This is a genomic window from Dysgonomonas sp. Marseille-P4361, assembly GCF_900343125.1.
In the GTDB taxonomy this organism is placed as follows: domain Bacteria; phylum Bacteroidota; class Bacteroidia; order Bacteroidales; family Dysgonomonadaceae; genus Dysgonomonas.
The window spans coordinates 85,665-106,017 of record NZ_OPYL01000006.1 but is presented as its reverse complement, the minus strand read 5'-3'; the positions used below and the strand labels follow the sequence as shown (position 1 = coordinate 106,017).

Below are 20,353 nucleotides of genomic sequence, written 5' to 3'. Positions count from 1 at the left end.
TATTTTACTTTACACCGAGTAATTCTTTGGCATTCTGAATAGCGGCTTCTGTCACAGTTGAGCCACTCAGCATGCGTGCAATTTCATCCAACCGCTGCTCCATTGTCAACTGAGTCAGATTGGTTTTAGTTGCATCTTCCTCGTCAACTTTATATACTTTATAATGCTCTTTACCTTTAGATGCGATTTGAGGCAAATGCGTAATTGCTATCACTTGCATTTTTTGCCCAAAATCAACCATCACTTCTCCCATTTTATCCGCAATTTCGCCAGAGACACCAGTATCAATCTCGTCAAAGATAATTGTAGGAAGTGCTGTTGCTCCAGCAATCATAGATTTAATACAGAGCATCAGACGAGAGATTTCTCCCCCCGAAGCTATACTTGCTACCGGCTGTAATGGAACATTCTTATTGGCTGAAAATAAGAATAACAATTCATCTTTTCCATACACACCAAGTTCATTACTCGTTGTTATTTTACATTCGAATCGAACATTAGGCATTCCAAGGTAAGCAACCTTTGCTATTAATTCTTTCTCTAAGTTAGGAATTATCTTTCTTCTGCTTTTAGTTAACTGATCTGCTAAACCTTCTGCTAACTCATATCTTTTGTCAACTTCTTTTTCTAACTCCTCTAATTGCTGATCAGATAAATCAATTTTCCCTATTTTCTCAGAAAGTTCTTCAAAAACTTCTAACAACTCAACAATTGAAGAAGCCCTATGTTTCTTTTGAAGGGTATAAAGCTGATCAAGCCGCCCTTCTATTTCAGATAAACGTTCCGGATTAAACTCAACATCATTTGCATAACGTTCGACTTCTGCCGACAAATCCTTCATATCTAAATAAGCAGATTCGAGACGACTAACCATCTCCTCCGACTTAGGAAATACGCGTATCAAAGAGTTCGCACTATTCAAACTTTCTTTCAATGCAGAAACAATACCTCTATCATCTTCTGACAAGAAGTTATATATCTTGTATAAATTAGACTTTATTTCTTCCGAATTATTCAATAAATCTAGCTCCTCTTCCAACTCTTCCTGTTCTCCTTCGCGAAGAGAAGCCTCTTGTAAAGCCTCAAATTGAAAGCGTAAATAATCTTCTTCTTCTTTACTTTTTGCAATGTACTCTTTCAGTTCCTCTAACCTAAATTCGGCTTCCTTGTATTCACTATACGCCCTTTTATATTTTGACAACAATTCTTTATTTCCTGCCAATGCATCTACAATCTGCATTTGGAAACGAGTATCATTTAACAACAGGTTTTGATGTTGCGAATGAACATCTATCAACTGACTTCCAAGTTCTTTCAGATCATTCACGCCAACAGGAGAATCATTTATAAATGCTCTTGATTTACCAGAAGACAATACTTCTCTACGCAGTATACAACTATCTGTATCATACTCTATACCCCTATCCTCACAAAAAGACTTGAGATCATAGGCAGATATATCGAAAGAACCCTCGATTATACATTTTGATTCTCCTTGTTTTACAGATTTCACATCTGCTCGTTGCCCAAGGATCAATGACAAGGCTCCCAATATTATTGACTTCCCTGCTCCTGTTTCACCTGTGATAACAGAAAAACCCGATTCAAAGTCTATTTCAAGACTGTCGATCAAAGCATAATTTTTAATATAAAGCGATTTTAGCATAGCTAAAGTTAATCATCATTTTTTAAAATTCACATTCAGAACTACGATTTCAGATATGGTTCCAATACGATATTGAGGCCCGGCTAAACCCAGACCCGATGAAACGTACACATGAGTTTCTCCTTTTTTCTTATAGCCAAAAGGCAACTCATACATAAATTTAGGCTTCATATCATAAGGTATAATTCCGGTATTATATATCATCGAGGATGTAGCCATCAATACATTATTAGGGAAAAACTGGCCATTATGTGTATGCCCATACAATGCTATATCAGCTCCAGCCTCTTCCTCTTCCTCTAATCGGTGCGGCTCATGATTCATTACAATAACGGGATACCTTTTATCTACATTCTGCATCAATTCAGATAAAGGTTTGCGGGTTTTACACTGATCATCTTCCCTACCAACAAGATAGAAAGCATTATCAATCATCACTGTTGTATCACGCAAAACATTCAGGTTCGCTTTTTCACTCAACCATAATATTTTTTCATCTTTACTTTCCCCTAGCTCAATATACTCATGATTACCTGTGGATGCATAAACCCCATAAGGAGCTTTTAGCCGATGAAATTCTGTTTCCATCTGTTGCTCGTATAATGAACGTATATCGTAATCGATAATATCTCCTACCAATAAAATAAGATCCGGCTTTTGCTCCATGATCTTATCTACATACATTGATACAACACTCTTATCAATTAAGTACCCTGCATGTATATCCGTAGCTACAACAATCTTCAGATTTTCAATACCTCCTGCTTCTTTCTCAACAGTCAAATTCTTTTCTGTGACAACCGGATGACGAAATCTATAATTTCCATAAGCCATCACTGAGCAGACAAGCAATAGTGATGAGCAAAAGTAAACCAATCTAGTTTTCTTAGCCCTCAGATCGAATGAGAGTGGAAATATCTTTTTCTTTCGATCTATATATTTGAACAAATCATACACCAACAACAAAGAGGTCATATAAATAGCAAAGACCATCCAAGATGTACCTATCCATGCAAAATCATGCAGAGCATCAAAAGGCAATAACCCTGTACTCGACATAAAAAAGCCTATAAAATAAATCATTAGCTCTATTATATAAACAGAGGCATAAGGTATTTTTATATATTTCTTGTCGGGTAATCCTTGCCACCCTCTCCAATAGATATAGGCGCTAAGGAATATCTGAACAAATATTGCATTTAAGAAAACTCTCATTCCTATTTATTTATATCAATAACAATGTATTCCGACTGAGTACCTATGCGGAATTTTCCACCCCACAGTCCTATACCCGAACTTACATATATATTGGTATTTCCTTTTTTCAAGAAACCATGATCAACTTCATACAGTATCCTAGTAACTAAAGATATTGGCCAAATCTGGCCTTGGTGCGTATGCCCTGACAACTGAAGGTCTACTCCATTTATTTCAGCCTCTTCTAAATTGTATGGTTGGTGGTCAAGTACAAATATCGGTTTAGTCTTATCTAACCCTTCAACTAAATCTTTCAAGGCTTTTCGCTTAGAGTTTATTCTATCGTCTCGCCCTACCAGATAGAAGCTACTGTCTATAAGAATAGATTCATCGCGCAGAACCCGAACACCCGTTTTATTTAAAAATTCTAGACTTTCTTTCAGACCACTTATATATTCATGATTTCCAAGACATGTATAGATACCGAAAGGAGCTTTAATCTTTTTGAAACTCTCTGCAAAATTTTCCTCATTCAGCGGACGAACACTATTATCTATGATATCACCGGCAATAAGAACAATATCCGGATTTTCTTTATTTATAATCTCTACCCATTCTTCAAACTCCTTTTTACCAATAGCATAACCTAGATGCAGGTCACTCATTGCCACAATGCGTAATGATTTTGACTGAATAGAGTCCCCCATCGTCTTTGTGAGTTGAATTGGCAGTTCAACTCTCACCTTCCATTGATATTTAAGGAATCCGCAAAGCATCAAAAGAGCTATGAAGCCAACCATAAAAGCAAAACCAACCCAGTTATCTTTAGTATAGCGAGTTATTGCATCACTAGGCATAAAGTGTAGGAAATTATTGGCCAAGCCGAATAAATCCTTTACAATCATTACGAGCAAGAAGTATATAGAAATAAAGAACCAACCAGTCCCTATCTTATACAACATAGAGGAGAGCCATAAAGGCAAAGAATCTCCAAACATGAAGGAGACTACAAAAGAAGCTACTGCAACAACTGCAAACGAAATAAGAATAACTTGTCCGACTGTGGTTGGCGGCATTGCTATCCAGATATGATGAAATATATAAAAATTAGCTAATAAATAAAGAACAATAATTACAATTAGCACTATCAACGACATTCTTTTTATCTTTAGTAAATATCTATTTTACAGCAGGAACAAAGATACAGATTCTTGTTAATTAAAAATATTCTAAAACAAAAAAGAGTAGCACAAAAGGCTACTCTCTCCTTATACTTTAATCGTTTTAATCGCGACGTCCACTTAGAGCAATCATTACATAATAGATCAATGTAGCCAACGAGCCGATAGCTGCGATAACATATGTATAAGCAGCCCATTTCAGAGCATCTTTAGCCATATCATGATTACTAACATTAGTAATACCTGCTGTGTTCAACCACACCAAAGCTCTACTAGTTGCATTTACCTCTACTGGCAATGTAACAAAGCTAAAGATTGTAGTCATTGCAAACAATGCTATCCCTATCCAAATTAGAGCAGGAAATGTCTGAATCATAAATATTCCGGCAAGAAGAACCCACATCACCCATTTAGAAGCAAAACTTACAACCGGAACTAAAGCTGAACGCATTTTTAATGGTCCATAAGCATAAGCATGCTGAACGGCATGCCCACACTCGTGAGCTGCTACAGCTGCTGCCGCAACACTATTGCTAGAGAATACACCTTCACTAAGATTCACCGTTTTATTTGCCGGATTGTAATGGTCTGTCAACATTCCGGGAGTAGAAGTTACTTTCACGTCATAAATATTATTATCGTGAAGCATTTTCAGAGCCACATCCCTTCCCGTCATTCCACTATCCAGAGGAACTCGCGAATATTTTTCGAATTTACTTTTGAGTACTTGTGAAACAATCATTCCACCTACTCCAATCACAATCAATAAAATCCAACCTATAAACATATAATCAATTTAAATATTTATTCTATTCCTAAGTAAATAAACAAAAAATATGCCAATAAGTTGTATTGGCATATCTTAATTTATTAAAAACTCCTATTTTCTAACAATAGTTTGATCTCTGTCAGGACCAGTTGAGACAATTTTTATTGGAACGCCCAATTCAGCCTCTAAGAAGGACACATAATCATTAAATTCTTGAGGAAATTCTTCTTCATTCCTCATTTTTGTCATATCTGTCTGCCAACCTTTCATTTCAATATAGATCGGCTTAATATTATCATCTATTTCGAATGGAAATTCTGTCACACGCTCGCCATCAATTTCATAAGCTACGCAAGCCTTGATTGTCTCAAAGGTATCCAGCACATCACTTTTCATCATAATCAATTGCGTCACTCCATCTACCATTATAGCATAACGTAGAGCAACTAGATCAATCCAACCACAACGACGAGGACGCCCTGTTACAGAACCAAATTCGAACCCAAATTTACGCAGTTTATCTCCTACCTCATCAAAGAGCTCTGTAGGGAAAGGACCACTACCTACGCGGGTACAATAAGCCTTAAATATTCCAAATACTTCTCCAACTTCTTTAGGAGCAATACCTAAGCCCGTACAAGCTCCGGCAGCAATTGTATTTGACGATGTAACAAATGGATAAGACCCAAAATCAATATCTAGCATTGTACCTTGCGCACCTTCTGCCAATATCATTTTGTCTTCTTTTATTGCTTTGTTGATATAGTGTTCGCTATCAATAAAAGTAAATTCTTTTAACTTAGCAATACCTTCGAACCATTCTTTTTCAATCTCAGCTAAGGCACTGATATCGTAGCCGTATTGCTCTAAGATTCGTAAGTGTTTTGATTTGGCTGCATTGTATTTTTCGTCAAAACGATGTAAAATATCTCCTACACGTAAACCATTACGACTGATTTTGTCTGTATATGTAGGTCCTATACCTTTTCCGGTAGTACCAATCTTCGAATCTCCTTTGGCTGCTTCATAACACGCATCAAGCAAACGGTGAGTTGGCAATATAAGGTGAGCCTTCTTTGAGATCAACAAGCGTTTTGTCAGTTCATGCCCCGAAGCTTCGAGAGACTCTATTTCTCCTTTAAATAAAGCCGGATCAAGAACAACTCCATTGCCTATGATATTTATTTTATTTCCTTGAAAAATTCCTGAAGGAACAGAGCGAAGCACATACTTTTTCCCTTCAAACTCCAAGGTATGACCTGCATTTGGTCCTCCCTGGAAACGAGCTACCACTTCATATTTTGGAGTTAATACATCGACAATTTTGCCTTTGCCTTCATCACCCCACTGCAACCCTAATAATACGTCTACTTTCATTTCTTTTTAATACGTGTATTTTTGTTCTCTATAACTTTATTTTTCTTTTCTTCTGCATTTTTGGCTCGCAAACATTTGCTGCATATTCCATAGATATACATACTATAGTAACTTACCTTAAATCGCTGTAATTTCTTTTGTTGAGCCGGAGTAAAAAGATTCCCATTTTTATGCTCTTTTACTTCCCCACAACTTAGACAAATCAGATGGTCATGATTTTCATTTCCATACGCACGTTCATACTGAGAGACATTGGCTCCAAACTGATGTTTTACAACCAACCCACAATCGAGTAGTAATTCAATCGTATTGTAAAGCGTTGCACGACTAACTCTAAAAGAAGACTGTTTCATTGAATTATACAGAGAATCCATTTCGAAATGTCCTCGTGTAGAGTATATATGATCCAGTACAGCATAACGTTCCGGAGTCTTACGGTGTTTATTTAACTCCAGGTAATCCGTAAACTTAGCTTTGACCTGATCTTTCAGTTTTGAATTATCCATGTATATAAAATCTCATCTGAACAAAAATACATCTTTTTTAAAGAATAAAGGGCATCTATAGCTGAGAAAAATAAAAACAAAAAAGAGAACTCTCACGAGCTCTCTTTTTCAAAGGAAATCAAAAAGAATATTAATAAATATTCAGGTTAGTATCGTTGTTCTTATTCACTTTTCCAACACTTGCTTTAGTATCTGTTTTTTTGAGATCATATTCGATCTTCTTCGACCTAGTTTCTCCCGAAAAGTCTGTCCATGAAATCTCAAACTCAACTTTATCGCGTCCGTCAATAACAAAAGGAGTCAAATCAAAACTTACATATCCTTCTGCCGGATAATGAGCTGGATCATCTTTCTGATTGTGACGGAATTCAAGCTTAATCACATCATCATTCACTCCCAGATCTTCTTTTGCAGATACAAGATTTATCATATGAGCTTCTTTTCCGGCTGCATTGTATCCAAATGAAATATTCAGATAACCGCCACCTTCTCTTATCGAATAAACCTTTATTTTATCATAACCGATACTGTCTTGCTTCTGAACATCTTCAGGTGCTATATATATAGGTTTTTTAGTTAAAATATCAAAGAAATCATAGAGTTTTATTACTTGATCATAACCTTCTTTTTTTTCATCCAAAAGGCTATAATAAACAATAGCTCTTTCATATTTTGGCTTCAATGAAATATGTTGAGGAGATCCAATCCATAACTTATCCCCGTTATCAAGGGTAAAATCATATTTACCATCCTCCAGCTCATTTATAGTTACAAAATCAAACCAATCAGCGTAATCATCATTATCATCGTCTAAACAGGAACTAAAACTTACAGCTAATGCACCAATGATTATCAATGTCAGAATATGTTTCAAATAATCTTTCATAATCAATTATTCTATATTTTAAATGTTTTTATTATTACTCTCACTATATATGATGCAAAACGAATTCCACAAGTTGCATCACCTGTGAAAAATTTTTAGAAAAGTAAATTTGGAATTATCTTTTTTGCTTAAAAAACTCCTTTAGAAGCGAAGAACACTCATTTTCTAGCACTCCTGAAACGATTGTTGTTTTAGGATGCAAAATTGTAGGACTAAATTTCGAATAGCCTTTTTTATCATCTTTTGCTCCATAAACAATTTTTGTTATTTGTGACCAAAGCAACCCTCCTGCACACATTGGACATGGCTCAAGAGTTACATACAAAGAACATTCTGTCAGGTACTTACCCCCCAACACATTTGCAGCAGCAGTTATTGCCTGCATTTCAGCATGTGCTGTTACATCATTTAAGGCTTCGGTCAGATTATGAGCGCGCGCAATTATTCTATTTTGACATACAATTACTGCACCAATAGGCACCTCGTTCTTGTCGAATGCCAATTGAGCCTCTTTCAATGCCTGACGCATATAGTATTCATCATTCAGAATATCCATAATCATCTACGCATTTCATTTTCTCCAAAAAGTGTAGGATAGTCCTGATCGAGATTTTTGAGAATATGCGAAATCAATGTCTCACGACACCAACGAGAACGATTCTCAATCTTATATTTTTTCATATAAGATGAGATCAGCGCATATTCCTCTTCATTGAGAGAAAACATTAAATGTTTCGTTCTACTGCTTTGAGTTCCTCTCTTTTTCTGCTTCATTACAACAAAAGTAAGGACTTATCTGAATATCTGAAAGGATTTAGAGTAGAATATTCCTCTTAGTCTGCCACTAATTCTCATTACCATCGAAATTGATACGCAATTGAATTGCATCTAACCATAAAGAGTCTTCCTCGTTATTCTTTAAACCCAAACCAATAAGCCTAACCTTAGGAGATATATCAACATTTCTCAATAGTTCATAGCCTTCCTTATAGAACTGATCATAGTCTTCGACTGGAGTTGCAAATGTCTTACTTCTTGTTATCACTTTAAAGTCGGCATACTTCACTTTTAAGGTTATTGTGCGTCCTTTAAACTTTTTCTTAGCGATATCAGCAAAAGCATCTTTCGCCACAGCATCTAGTTCTAAAGCTAACTCTTCCAAGCTATCAATATCCCGTTCAAATGTATTTTCTGAACTGATAGATTTTCTTATTCGTTCCGATTCAACAGGGCGATCATCTACCCCTCTTGCATTCTGATAATAGATATGACCAGCCTTTCCAAAGTAACGCACGAGTTCTTCTTCACTATGTTGTTTTAGATCAAGCCCTGTTTTTATCCCCAAGTTATGCATTTGTTTGGCTGTCACTTTCCCCACCCCGAAGAATTGTTCTATAGCTAAAGATTCTACAAAACGTTCTGCATCTTTAGGCTTAACTACAAACAAGCCATTCGGCTTATTATAATCAGATGCTATTTTGGCTAAAAATTTATTAAAAGAAACTCCCGCTGAAGCGGTCAAAGAAGTTTTATCGTAGATTTTTTGTTTAATTTCTCTTGCTATTTGGGTAGCCGAAGCTATATTCATGTGATTTACTGTCACATCAAGAAAGGCTTCATCCAAAGATAAAGGTTCTACCAAGTCTGTATATTCATGAAATACCTCCATTATCTGTCTCGATACAGACCTGTACACTTCGAAACGTGCTGGAGCAAATATCAGATACGGGCATTTACGCATAGCCGTTTTTGAGGCCATCGCCGAACGCACACCATAGCGTCTGGCTTCGTAGCTTGCTGCCGCGACAACACCTCTAGGTCCGGAATGACCGACAGCAAGAGGCTTTCCTCTATAATGAGGATTATCTCGCTGTTCAATTGATGCATAAAAAGCATCCATGTCTATATGAATTATCTTACGCACAGATTTGATTTTCGGTTAAAGATAAGGAGATCTCGCTGTCTGAATTTTATAAAAGAATTCAACACATGAAAAGAAATAGAGAATTAGTCAAGATTTATACGTTCTACTTCGACTTCTTTATTTAAAAAGATAGTCGCAGCTTCTGTGAATTTTTGTACAGATTCGGTTGTATAGTATTTTGTTTGTCCTTCTTTTAGGCATCCTTCATTCATCTCAGGATGACGATAAAGGTAATCTTTCAAACTTTCGCCAACATATTTCCCTTGTGGCAAAGCTGTAACCCCTTCTGGCAAGAACGCATTTATTTTATCCAACAGTAGAGGATAATGAGTACACCCTAAGATAAGAGTATCTATTTGAGGGTCTTTAAGCAAGATATTATCTATATTTTTTCTTACAAAATAATCAGCTCCCAGACTATCATATTCTTTATTTTCAACCAAAGGCACCCACATAGGACAAGCTTCGCTCGTTACAACAATATCCGGGAAGAGCTTATTTACTTCTATAGGATAGGATTCGGACTGAACAGTTCCAATAGTACCTAAAACCCCTATATGGCGCGACTTTGTTATATTCCCCACAACTTCGGCTGTCGGGCGAATAACCCCCAATACTCGTTTAGAAGGATTAATCTGAGGTAAATCATTTTGCTGAATTGTCCGTAAAGCTTTGGCTGATGCTGTATTGCAAGCCAGAATAACCAGATTGCACCCCATACCAAATAGGGCTTCAACAGCTTGGCGAGTAAATTCATACACAATATCGAAAGACCGAGATCCATACGGAGCTCGAGAGTTATCACCAAGATAGCAGTAACTATATTCTGGCATTAGCTTCTGAATTTCGGACAAGATTGTTAATCCTCCATAACCTGAATCAAAAATTCCAATTGGGCCTGGTACTAACATTGTATCGTGCATTTAAACAAAAAATGCTCCCTTTAATCAGAAGCATTTTCAAGTTCAATATATAATTATTTATTGTACTCCTAATTTTTGCTTCACCAAAGCATTTGCATTTGTAGCATTTGGTGTAACGAATGCTATAGTTGGATTAGCTAAATCGTAGATACAAACAAAACCATTCTCTATACCAACCTGATAAATAGCATCTTTCACTCTCTGACGCAAAGGTTCAATTAATACCTTTTCTTGATTATCAATATCCTCTTGCGCTATTTTCATAAACTCATTAATCGCTTTCTCCAGTTCATAAAGCTCTTGCATACGACGATTACGAATACTCTCCGCCATCGAAGTTTGATAAGAAATAAAATCTGAGTATTTCTTATTATAGTCATTCTGCATCACTTGCAGTTCATCCTTATACTTCCTACTTAGCTCTTCTATTGTCTTCGACGCTTCTACTTTTTCGGGAACAGCTTCTAACAATTCATTTGTATTAACAAATGCAATTTGCTCCATAGTTTGAGCAACAGCTTTACCTATAGAGAAAGAAGAAAAAATCAGTACTGATATTAAAATTATTCTTTTCATCATGTGAATCGTTGTTTTGCAGTAAATACGATTTATATTATCTGACGAAGAAGTATCTAACCTTTAAAACCTGTTGACAGTTGTGTGTTTCGGTGGCATGGTTAGTACCACCGACTTCAAGGCAAGACAAGCTTGTCAACAACTATCAATTGGTTTTTATTTAGGTTATTTCATAATGCTTTGCAAAGATAAGCAATTATTTGAACTTACAACGTTTTCTTCACTTCTATTTCTTCGAATGGTTCAATAACGTCTCCTACTTTGATATCATTGTAGTTGTGAATATTCAAACCACATTCGTATCCGGCCGAAACTTCTTTTACATCATCCTTGAAGCGTTTTAGAGACCCAAGTTCTCCCGAGTAAATCACGATACCATCTCTGATAAGTCGTATCTTATTAGCTCTCTTAAGCTTACCCTCCTTAACCATACATCCGGCAACCGTACCTACTTTGGTTATTTTGAATACTTCTCTTACTTCTACGTATCCGGTTTGAACCTCTTTGATTTCTGGAGATAACATACCTTCCATAGCAGATTTCACCTCTTCAATTGCATCGTAGATAATCGAGTATAGACGTATCTCAACTCCATCCTTATCTGCTGCTCTACGAGCAGCCTGTGAAGGACGCACCTGGAATCCTATAATAATGGCATTAGAAGCTGCTGCTAGAGTAATATCCGATTCGGATATTTGGCCGACAGCTTTATGAATAACATTAACTTGAATCTCTTCAGTAGATAATGTAATCAAAGAGTCAGAGAGAGCTTCTACTGAACCATCTACATCTCCTTTTACAATTACATTCAACTGTTGGAAGTTTCCGATAGCAATACGACGACCAATATCGTCAAGAGTAAGTATTTTTTGGGTACGAAGCCCTTGTTCACGTTGCAACTGCTCTCTTTTCGTCGCAATTTCTCTAGCCTCCTGTTCTGTCTCTAACACATGGAATACATCCCCAGCCTGAGGTGCGCCATTAAGACCTAAAACCAATGCCGGCGATGAAGGTGGAGCCTCATCAACACTCGCATTACGCTCATTGAACATTGCTTTCACACGTCCGAAGTAAGTTCCTGCAAGAAGAATGTCTCCTTTTTTAAGAGTACCATTTTCAACCAAAACTGTTGATAAATAACCACGTCCTTTATCTAATGAAGATTCGATCACAGATCCTGTCGCTCTTCTATTTGGATTTGCTTTCAACTCAAGCAATTCTGCCTCAAGCAAAACTTTTTCTAACAATTCATCTACACCAATACCTTGTTTCGCAGAAATATCTTGAGACTGGTATTTACCCCCCCATTCTTCCACAAGGTAATTCATACCTGCTAGTGTCTCTTTTATTTTTTCCGGGTTTGCTGAAGGCTTATCAATTTTATTGATTGCAAACACAATCGGAACTCCTGCTGCTGCGGCATGATTTATCGCCTCTACTGTCTGTGGCATAACATTATCATCTGCGGCAACAATAATAATAGCAACGTCTGTTGCTTTAGCTCCACGAGCACGCATTGCAGTAAAGGCCTCGTGACCAGGAGTATCTAAGAAGGTTATACGACGACCTGATTTCAATTTCACGTTATATGCTCCAATGTGCTGAGTAATACCTCCAGCTTCACCTGCAATAACATTTGTTTGACGAACTGCATCAAGGAGAGATGTCTTACCGTGGTCTACGTGTCCCATTACTGTTACAATCGGCGCACGTGGCACCAAATCCTCTTCGGCATCCTCTTCTTCATTTATAGCTTCAACAACCTCAGCACTTACATACTCTGTCTTAAAGCCAAATTCTTCTGCTACAATATTAATTGTTTCAGCATCGAGACGCTGATTGATAGAAACCATTAGTCCGATAGACATCAACGTTGAGATAACCTTGATAACTGGCACATCCATCATGTTAGCCAAATCATTTGCCGTAACAAACTCTGTTATTTTAAGAGTCAAGTTCTCTCTTTCAAGTTGTTCTAGTTCTTCTTGTTGTTTTTGAGAAACAGCTTCACGTTTTTCTCTTCTATATTTAGCTCCTTTATTTTTTCCACCTTTGCTAGTAAGACGAGCTAAGGTTTCTTTTATTTGCTTTTGAACATCTTCTTCGTTTACAGCCTGCTTAATAACTGGTTTACGAAGATTATGTCTTATCTTATCACCACCCTTATTCTGTCCTTGAGGCACACCTTTTTCAATATCAACCTTGCCTCGTTTGATACGACTACGTTTCTTTTTAGAAGCATCATCGCCTTCATCACTAGCTTTCTTTTTCTTCTCTTCGTCTGTCTCTTTTTTCAATAGACGAACAGTGCTTTCTTTTACTTTCTTCTGATCTTGTTGCTCTTTGTCCTGACGTTCTTTCCTTTTTTCGGCTTTTGTCTTTTTAGTAGGACGCGTTTTATCATTAATTGAGCTTAGGTCAATTGTACCTTTTACAACGATGTTTGATTTCAAAGTTGCTTTATTCAATCGGAAAACCTCATTTTCATTTTCGCCTTTCACTTCATCTGATGTCTCTGCTACTTCATTCAATGCTTCAACATCCTCTATATCCTGTACTTCAGGCTTTACCACTTTTGGTTTTTCTTCTTTTACTTCTTCTACCAACACAGGTTTCTCTATTACTTCTTCTTTAACAGTTTCCACTTCCGGCAAAGGAAGGACTTCTTCTATAGGCGAAACTGGTTCTATTTTTTCAGGTTCGGGTTCTTTAACTACTTCCTTCTTAGGTTTATTTAAAGCATCCAAATCTATTTTGTCTATAATCTGCACATGAGGCTTTATGTCTTCCGGAACAACAGTCTCGATTTCTTTCACATCTACTGGTTCTGGAACAACAGTCTCTTCCGCTTCTTGTTCTTTAAGTTTCTCCTTATGTTTTTCTTTTCTACGATCAAGCAGATCATTCAAATCAGCGGCTGATCCGAATTCTTTTACTAATAGTTCATGTTGTGCACTGTCAACTTTTGTGTTTGGATTTGACTCAACATCAAAGCCTTTCTTATGTAAAAACTCAACCAAACTGCTGATTCCTACATTTAAATCTTTGGATATTTTTATTAATCTTATAGACATATATTTATTTTAATTCTAAAAATGAACAGTGACTTTGTAATATTAATCGTTCTCTGCGTTGACAGCTACTTAGCCATGTGCTTTCATTGCAAAAATATTAAGAAATCGGAGAATAAGCAAATAATACTATTCTTCGTCCTCAAACTCAACTCGTAAAATTGCTAATATTTCATCCACTGTATCTTCTTCAAGATCGGCCTCCTGAATTAACTTATCTCTATCCATGGCTAAAACATTTTTAGCTGTAACACAACCAATTTTCTTCAATTGGTCGATCACCCAGCCATCAATTTCGTCACGGAATTCATCCAAATAGATATCTTCCTCATCGAAATCATCTATATCACGATATACATCAATTGTATATCCTGTAAGCATACTAGCGAGCTTAATATTAAACCCTCCTTTTCCAATAGCAAGAGAGACCTCTTCCGGACGCAACAGTACTTCAGCGCGCTTTTCTTCCTCATTAAGCTTTACTGACGTAATTTTAGCTGGGCTTAGAGCACGTTGTATATACAGGCTCATATTGGACGTATAGTTGATGATATCAATGTTCTCGTTACGTAGTTCGCGAACGATACCATGTATACGAGATCCTTTCATGCCCACGCAAGCTCCCACCGGATCGATACGTTCATCATAAGATTCTACTGCCACCTTAGCTCTTTCTCCCGGTATACGGGCAATTTTCTTTATAGTTATCAATCCATCATTTATCTCCGGAACTTCTATCTCCAGCAATCGTTCTAGGAAAACAGGAGATGTTCTTGATAATATAATTTTAGGATTATTATTTTTATTTTCTACTCTTTCTACAACAGCTCTAACATGCTCCCCTTTACGGAAGAAATCACTTGGAATCTGTTCCGTTTTAGGTAGAAGCAACTCTTCTTTTTCGTCATCTAAAAGTAATATCTCTTTTTTCCAAATTTGATATACTTCTCCAGATACAATATCTCCTACTTTTTCTTTATAATGATTATATAGGCTTTCTTTTTGAAGCTCTAAAATCTTAGACGTTAGAGTCTGTCTTAAATTCAAAATCGCACGACGTCCAAAATCCTCGAAGAAAACCTCATCGGTTACATCCTCGCCTACTTCAAAATCCTCATCTATCTTTTTTGCTTCCGTCAATGATATTTGCGTATTCTCATCTTCAAGCTCATCATCCTCTACAATAACCCTATTACGCCAGATTTCTAAATCTCCTTTATCAGGATTAATAATAACATCATAATTATCATTTGACCCGAATAATTTCGCTATTACATTGCGAAATGAATCTTCAAGAACACTGATCATTGTCATTCTATCTATACTTTTCAACTCTTTGAATTCAGAGAATGTATCGATCAAATTAATAACTTCTTTCTTAGCCATAACAGTTATTTAAATCGTATTAAATATTTTGTATATTTCACTTCATCATATGCGAACGAAAGATCCTCTTCCATCGCTATTTTCTTTTTAGCACCCTCAGGCTTCACCATCTTTGTTACAGTCACTGTAAATCCATTATCATCAGATAATTTCAATATTCCTGAGAGTTTTTGTCCGGTCTTAGTTAAAACTTCAACTTCGTTCCCTTCATTTTTCTTATATTGACGGGGAATTTTCAATGGAGATGTCAAACCTACCGAACCAACTTCCAATTCGAAATCTTCTTCATCTCTGTTCAGTTTCGATTCAATATATCTACTTAAAGCGATACAATCATCGATAGCGACACCTTCATCACTATCAATTTCTACCACTATTACATTCCCTGGATTGATAATAACATCTACAAGAAACATTGTTGTCCCTTGTAAAAATTCATCCGTCACCTCTTTTATAAACTCTTTTTCTATCATCAAAGTCTTAAGCTATGAACAACAAAGAGGAAGCCTCCAGCCTCCTCTCCCTCTATATTCGTTTACAAAAGTAGTAAAAAATATCTTTTGTCGCAAACAAAGTCAATAATTATACACTTATTTCCAATTTATTATCATCAAACGAACCTAAACTGTACTTTGTTTACGGTTTACGGTTTTAACACCCTTTATCTTAGCTATACGCGAACATAAGGTCTGCAAATCATTCACATCATGCACATAAACCGTAATACGTCCATCAAATATGCCATCATTAGATTCTATGCTCATCCCTTTTATATTCAAAGATCCCGCTGTAATAACCTTTGTTATATCATTCAGCATTCCCATCCTGTCAATACCCGCCACAGTAATCGTTGTAACAAACGGGAACTGAGTATAACTTCCCCATTCCAGATTTATTATTTTATCTCCATGACTTGCTTTCAACTTCAATCCGACAGGACAATGGATACTATGCACTTCAACCTCATTATCCTCCCTTAAAAAGCCAAAAACCTTATCTCCAGGAATAGGATTACAGCACGGAGGCATTACAAAGTTCTTGTTAAAAGAATCTTCTTCTAGAATGTATGTTTTTTTAGGATTTATTTTTTCATACTCCATCGGCGGCTTCTCTGCTTTATCTTTATCAGATTTTTTCACTGCTTGAAACGCCTGCTTCATGTACTTAAGGAGGACATTATCCGGATTTTGTTTTTTTAAAGCTAAAAGTTTTTCTATCTTTTGAGGAAGTGCGATCTCTTCACTTCCTATTGCATAATACAAATCCTCCTTATTCGGTTTCTGATAGTAATCCAACATTCGATCTAGAATAGCCGGTGTCATCTCAACATCCCCTTCGCTCAAGATCCGCTCCAAGAGCTCCTCTCCTTTTTTCGCCACCTCACGTCTGAGTTTCCTGAGCGCATATTCTATTTTAGTCCTAGCTTTTGCTGTGGTAACCACCCCTAACCATTCTGGCTTAGGTGTCTGGCTTTTAGACGTCAGAATCTCCACCTGATCTCCACTATTCAATTTCTCACTCAGCGGGACCAATTTATGATTTACCTTTGCTCCAATACAATGATCTCCTATATCGGAATGCAGATCATAAGCGAAGTCCAAAGCTGTAGCACCCTGAGCAAGTGTACGAATCTCACCTTTTGGTGTAAACACAAATATTTCCTGAGAATATAGATTAAGTTTTATAGTGTCAAGAAAATCCATGGCATTTGGGCTTGGACTTTCCAATATTTCCTGAATTGTTTTCAGCCACTTATCTAGTTCCGTATCCTCCTCGATTCTTCCTTCTTTATATTTCCAATGTGCCGCAAAACCTTTTTCGGCAATATCATCCATTCGTCGACTTCTAATCTGGACCTCTATCCATTGCCCGTCAGGTCCCATCACTGTAAGGTGCAATGCTTGATACCCATTCGCCTTAGGACGACTCACCCAGTCCCGAATTCGATCAGGACGCAACTTATATATATCTGTAATTACTGAATAGATATCCCAACAACGCTTCTTCTCATCTACTCCAGCCTCATTTTCAAAAATTATACGGACAGCAAAAATATCATATATCTCTTCAAAAGGCACACTCTTAGCTTGCATCTTATTCCAAACAGAATAAATAGACTTTTCTCGTGCCCTAATCTCGTATTTAAAGCCTTGTTCATTTAATTTTTCGATAACCGGCTCAGCAAAATGTTGATATATATCAGCCCGTACACGATGAGTAGATTGAAGCTTTTGTTTTATACTTTCGTATTCTTCCGGATTCTCCCACTTAAAACTCAATTCCTCCAATTCCGTCTTTATAGCAAATAAGCCTAAACGATGAGCTAAAGGGGCATAGATATACATTGTCTCCCCAGAAATCTTATATTGCTTAGCTGGAGCCATCGAACCAAGGGTTCGCATATTATGCAATCTATCTGCAATTTTTACAAGTATAACCCGAATATCATCAGACATGGTCAACAGGAGCTTACGGAAATTCTCCGCTTGAGCAGAGACATCCTCCCCAAACATTCCGCTTGAAATCTTAGTCAATCCATCGACAATCTGTGCTATTTTCTCGCCAAATAGAGCTTTGATATCATCAACCGTATATTCTGTATCTTCAACTACATCATGAAGCAATGCAGCACAAATAGAAGTAGATCCCAAACCTATTTCGCCGCAAACAATACGTGCTACAGCAATAGGATGAGATATATAAAGCTCCCCAGAGCGGCGACGTACTCCCTTGTGAGCTTCTTTAGCAAGCATAAACGCTTTAGTAATTATATCTACTTTTCGTCTATGATTTGTTTTAAGGTAATCATCTATCAGAGCATTAAACTCTTGCTCGATTAACAGTTCTTCTTCCGTAGTTGGAGTTTTATCTTTAGCCATAATATCTTGCAAAACTTCAAAAATAACAAATCAATTTATATAAAGGAACACCTATCCCTTATAAAATTGATCTATTAAACTTAGTTATCAACACTAATCCTTACCTGCAAACGTTTCGCGCCTTCTTGATTTATCTTCTTTTTCTACAATAGCACCATCTTTTGAGTCTGGCAAATAGATAAGCAAGCGTTGACCAACCTTTGCCATATTTACCGACAGCTTATTCCACGTTATAATATCATCTTTAGACACATTATAACGGGTTGCTATCTGGGATATGGTCTCTCCTATCTTTACTTTATGATAAATAATCTTTGTTTCATCAGAAGCACCTCTGTGTATTTCTTCATCTGTCGAATCCGTCGAAGCTATTCTTATCAGAGGTAAAGAGGATTCGTCTCGCTCCATTTTTGCCAAATATTGATCGATCAGATCTGCACAATAAGTAGAATCAATCAACACGACTGACAACTGAGGTTCTTCGAGTTTGATAGCCTGCTGAATTTCCTCATATACAATCTTTTCTATCTTCAGTTGCTTCCCAGCTATCAACTTATTAGACTTAACGTTATTTTGCTGCTTCAATTCTGCAATTGTAGTATTATTTTTTTTCGCAATACTAGCCCAAGTATCGCCTCTCTTTATCTTATAATAAGATGTCACAACTTTAGGAACCGTTACTGTCCTTGTTAAACCCGATGAAGAAACTACAATTGTATCTGAAATTGCATTAGAGGCTTCTGATGCTAACAATTCAGTAGAAGAGTTATTTTCATTATCTGGTTTATATATCCTCAATCGTCTTCCTACTGATAGCTTATTAGAGGAAAGATTATTCCATTCCTTTATCTGTGAAGATGTTACTCCATATTGTCCCGCCAATTTAGCAAAAGTATCACCTCTCTTCACTCTGTGAGTTAATGTTTTACTACCCAACGGAGCTCCTTCGACAACTTTTAAACCTGCTACTTTACGATGAGTCAACAATTCATCTCTACGATATGCATAAATCTCCTGTTCTTTTTCTATAAATGCAGTTAATTGTTTAGCAGGCAAGCTCAATGTGTATCCTTTAAAGTCTCCAGGTATAACATTCGTTTTGAAATGAGGGTTATAACTTTTAATCTCTTCTACCGGAATATTCAAAACAGATGCTATCTGATCAAAGTGTACAGATTTATTTACAACAATAGAGTCCATGTAGAAAGGCCTCTTAGTCTCTGAAGGGGTTATATTATGCTCTCTATAATAATTCATTATATAAGTTGCTGCAATAAAAATTGGCACATACCCTCTTGTTTCTCTTGGCAAATGAGGATATATAGCCCAATAATCTGTTTGCCCTCCACTGCGCGCAATAGCTCTATTTACACGACCTATACCACAATTGTACGCTGCAATTACTAAATTCCAGTCGTTATATTCTGCATATAAGTCTTTTATAAACTTAGCTGCAGCCTCTGTCGATTTATAAACATCAAAACGTTCATCAACAAGACTATTCACCTCTAACCCGTACATCTTACCCGTAACTGCCATAAACTGCCACAATCCTGATGCACCTACTCTGGATCGAGCTACAGGTCTCAATGCTGATTCTATAATAGGCAAATATTTTAATTCTATAGGAAGGCCTTCTCTATCTAATACTTCCTCGAATATAGGAAAATAATATTGAGCTTCTCCCAACATGAAGCTAACCTGATTCTTCCGTGTTGTTGCATACTTTTCAATCTCATTCTTAACAGCCTGATTGAAAACCAACTCCATCTTGGTAGGCAAAGAATGCAAACGTTTGATATAAACAGAATCGTGATACAAAACACTTTCATCCGAATAAGGATTCAACCCACTTAGATCAATCTCCTTATTAGATAAAAGCAGATCGTAATTTTGTTGTACTTCGGGAGGAGTATCAATATCAAATTCTCCTCCATTTTGAGCGGATAGAGAAGTTGTAAGACAAGCAAACAGCCCTACAAATATTAGTTTTCTCAACATAAATATTTTAT

Annotated in this window: 17 protein-coding genes and 1 pseudogene; all 18 read right to left on the bottom strand. The window is 36.7% G+C overall.

The window, feature by feature from the left end; genetic code table 11:
* Positions 1 to 4 precede the first annotated feature (4 nt).
* Entirely contained in the window at positions 5 to 1,666 is a 1,662-nt protein-coding gene (gene recN / locus DHU68_RS11725) for a DNA repair protein RecN (RefSeq protein ID WP_108823178.1), read from the bottom strand.
* A gap of 15 nt (positions 1,667 to 1,681) precedes the next feature.
* Positions 1,682 to 2,881, bottom strand: a complete 1,200-nt coding sequence (locus DHU68_RS11720; RefSeq protein WP_108823177.1) for a metallophosphoesterase — start codon at positions 2,879 to 2,881, stop codon at positions 1,682 to 1,684.
* Between the two features lie 2 nt (positions 2,882 to 2,883).
* The gene (locus DHU68_RS11715) at positions 2,884 to 4,020 is read right to left on the bottom strand and encodes a metallophosphoesterase (protein WP_108823176.1); all 1,137 of its coding nucleotides are present in this window, start codon (positions 4,018 to 4,020) and stop codon (positions 2,884 to 2,886) included.
* 127 nt (positions 4,021 to 4,147) lie between these two features.
* The gene (locus tag DHU68_RS11710) at positions 4,148 to 4,831 is read right to left on the bottom strand and encodes a zinc metallopeptidase (RefSeq protein ID WP_108823175.1); all 684 of its coding nucleotides are present in this window, start codon (positions 4,829 to 4,831) and stop codon (positions 4,148 to 4,150) included.
* Positions 4,832 to 4,924: 93 nt separating this feature from the next.
* On the bottom strand, positions 4,925 to 6,190 hold the full coding sequence (locus DHU68_RS11705) for an adenylosuccinate synthase (protein WP_108823174.1): 1,266 nt from the start codon (positions 6,188 to 6,190) through the stop codon (positions 4,925 to 4,927).
* A complete protein-coding gene (locus DHU68_RS11700; RefSeq protein ID WP_108823173.1) occupies positions 6,187 to 6,696 on the bottom strand; it encodes a Fur family transcriptional regulator in 510 nt (169 codons plus the stop codon). The genes DHU68_RS11705 and DHU68_RS11700 overlap by 4 nt, the downstream gene beginning before the upstream one ends.
* A gap of 130 nt (positions 6,697 to 6,826) precedes the next feature.
* Positions 6,827 to 7,582, bottom strand: a complete 756-nt coding sequence (locus DHU68_RS11695) for a NigD-like protein (protein ID WP_108823172.1) — start codon at positions 7,580 to 7,582, stop codon at positions 6,827 to 6,829.
* 115 nt (positions 7,583 to 7,697) lie between these two features.
* Positions 7,698 to 8,132, bottom strand: a complete 435-nt coding sequence (locus DHU68_RS11690) for a nucleoside deaminase (RefSeq protein ID WP_185117513.1) — start codon at positions 8,130 to 8,132, stop codon at positions 7,698 to 7,700.
* An 8-nt stretch (positions 8,133 to 8,140) separates the two neighbouring features.
* Positions 8,141 to 8,356, bottom strand: coding sequence for a hypothetical protein (locus DHU68_RS11685; protein ID WP_108823170.1), 216 nt, complete (start codon positions 8,354 to 8,356; stop codon positions 8,141 to 8,143).
* 70 nt (positions 8,357 to 8,426) lie between these two features.
* Positions 8,427 to 9,506: a DNA polymerase IV gene (gene dinB / locus DHU68_RS11680; RefSeq protein WP_108823169.1), complete on the bottom strand. Its 1,080-nt coding sequence runs from the start codon at positions 9,504 to 9,506 to the stop codon at positions 8,427 to 8,429.
* Positions 9,507 to 9,589: 83 nt separating this feature from the next.
* Complete coding sequence (murI, locus tag DHU68_RS11675; protein WP_108823240.1) at positions 9,590 to 10,417, bottom strand: glutamate racemase; 828 nt, start codon at positions 10,415 to 10,417, stop codon at positions 9,590 to 9,592.
* 69 nt (positions 10,418 to 10,486) lie between these two features.
* Positions 10,487 to 11,008 (bottom strand): OmpH family outer membrane protein, encoded by a 522-nt coding sequence (locus DHU68_RS11670; protein WP_108823168.1) that lies wholly within the window; start codon positions 11,006 to 11,008, stop codon positions 10,487 to 10,489.
* 203 nt (positions 11,009 to 11,211) lie between these two features.
* Positions 11,212 to 14,079 (bottom strand): translation initiation factor IF-2, encoded by a 2,868-nt coding sequence (gene infB, locus DHU68_RS11665; protein ID WP_108823167.1) that lies wholly within the window; start codon positions 14,077 to 14,079, stop codon positions 11,212 to 11,214.
* 126 nt (positions 14,080 to 14,205) lie between these two features.
* Positions 14,206 to 15,462, bottom strand: coding sequence for a transcription termination factor NusA (nusA, locus tag DHU68_RS11660; protein WP_108823166.1), 1,257 nt, complete (start codon positions 15,460 to 15,462; stop codon positions 14,206 to 14,208).
* Positions 15,463 to 15,467: 5 nt separating this feature from the next.
* The gene (gene rimP, locus DHU68_RS11655; RefSeq protein WP_108823165.1) at positions 15,468 to 15,935 is read right to left on the bottom strand and encodes a ribosome assembly cofactor RimP; all 468 of its coding nucleotides are present in this window, start codon (positions 15,933 to 15,935) and stop codon (positions 15,468 to 15,470) included.
* Positions 15,936 to 16,082: 147 nt separating this feature from the next.
* Positions 16,083 to 18,341, bottom strand: coding sequence for a bifunctional (p)ppGpp synthetase/guanosine-3',5'-bis(diphosphate) 3'-pyrophosphohydrolase (locus DHU68_RS11650; protein ID WP_108823164.1), 2,259 nt, complete (start codon positions 18,339 to 18,341; stop codon positions 16,083 to 16,085).
* A 93-nt stretch (positions 18,342 to 18,434) separates the two neighbouring features.
* Positions 18,435 to 19,094, bottom strand: a complete 660-nt coding sequence (locus DHU68_RS14470) for a LysM peptidoglycan-binding domain-containing protein (RefSeq protein WP_369831342.1) — start codon at positions 19,092 to 19,094, stop codon at positions 18,435 to 18,437.
* Between the two features lie 30 nt (positions 19,095 to 19,124).
* Positions 19,125 to 20,339, bottom strand: a pseudogene (locus DHU68_RS14465) (transglycosylase SLT domain-containing protein); the annotation flags it as partial.
* Between the last annotated feature and the right edge of the window lie 14 nt (positions 20,340 to 20,353).